The 1,371-nt window shown below is 60.4% G+C and carries 1 protein-coding gene; it reads right to left on the minus strand.

The window, feature by feature from the left end; genetic code table 11:
* Positions 1 to 346: 346 nt before the first annotated feature.
* Positions 347 to 583, minus strand: coding sequence for a DUF6894 family protein (locus tag FOY91_RS21305; RefSeq protein ID WP_420822904.1), 237 nt, complete (start codon positions 581 to 583; stop codon positions 347 to 349).
* Positions 584 to 1,371: the final 788 nt, after the last annotated feature.

The following is a 1,371-nucleotide window of genomic DNA, read 5'->3' on the forward strand; positions in this document are numbered from 1 at the left end:
CCGGCTCGCGCCATCATAGATTGCCGCCAGCGCGAGCAAGCGCCGGGTTTGTGCGCCGTCCTTGGAGTGGCGGGCCGCCTTCCTCACAGAGGCAGCGTCGAAATCGGTGCGAAGCGCGATCGGCATGACAAACTCCAATCCGTTTGCCATGTTGAATCAGGGCGCGCTGACCCTGGCAAGCCCCGCCGAGTCACGATCTCTGAGCCTTGGTATGAGGCACCGTCTCCGTCGATCTTCTCGGGGTGATCGAGAGCATCGTCATGAAGCGAACGCAGTGGTCGCTGCGCCGTTTCGACCGGCCTCGAACGCTCCGCAAGAGGTAATCGCACCGACACGAACCTAACGATCAGGTTCGCACTTCAACGACCTCGGCGTAGGTGATCGTGAGAAGTAATTCCCCGCTGGCATCGGCTACCTCGATCCGGTGACGGAGGTTGACGCACCCCTTATGCACATCCTCGCAGATCAGTCCGCGGATGCTTTTGATGGCGTATTCACGGGCGGCATCGATGCCGGGCAGGTCGGATCCCTCATCGTCCGACACGGTCAGGTCGTTGTAGAGGTGGAAGAAGTAGTGGGGCATGGTCAACGACCGTAGCTTCAAACGGAGAGCTGCGCAGCAACCTACATCACGTGAGACGCTGTGTCGAAAAAAATGCTGCAGGGGAAACAAGAGACGCGTTCGGGCATGGATAGTGATATCCTCGAAGCATCGCCAACCCGTTTCTGGCCGTTGGCGCTGGGCATAGCATCCCGCCATAGGCGGGAGAATGTCATGCACTGTCGAACGACTTCACCACTCGCACCCCTTCTGCGCCGGCTGGAACGGTGGGTTACCTTCGCGGATGGCGATCGCGAGGCGTTGCTCGCGCTCCCCTACGATGTGAGAACGTTCGCGCCGCACGATTACCTAGTCCGAAAAGGTGAGAAGGTCACGAAGGCCTGCCTGCTGGTGTCTGGTTTTGCCTTCGCCAGAAGATCGTAACGAACGGGGCGCGGCAGATCGTTTCCATCCACATGTCTGGTGATCTGGTCGGCATCTCTGGTGCGATACTGGAGATCGCAGACCATAACATTCAGACGCTGACACGCTGCGAGGTCGCATCGATACCCCACGAGGCGATTCGACACGTTGCGTTCGGACGGCCGACCGTGGGCCAAGCGCTGTGGCTTGCCACCCTCGTGGAGGGATCCATCCTGCGCGAATGGCTCGCGAACGTCGGCCGTCGCGATGCTCGAGCACGACTAGAGCGGTTTCCTATCAGTCTGCATCGTAACCGGCGTTGGCGAAGTAGTTGGCGCATTCCTGCGGCGGGTAAAGGTCGAGGATGCGGCCGATGGCGTTCCACAGGCCGTGAATGGTGCGCTCGG

This window comes from Alterirhizorhabdus solaris, from assembly GCF_007785815.1.
Taxonomy (GTDB): domain Bacteria; phylum Pseudomonadota; class Alphaproteobacteria; order Sphingomonadales; family Sphingomonadaceae; genus Alterirhizorhabdus; species Alterirhizorhabdus solaris.

Coding starts and splice junctions, on each gene's coding strand:
- FOY91_RS21305 (WP_420822904.1), bottom strand. CDS start 583: ATGCCCCACTACTTCTTCCACCTCTACAACGACCTGACCGTGTCGGAC.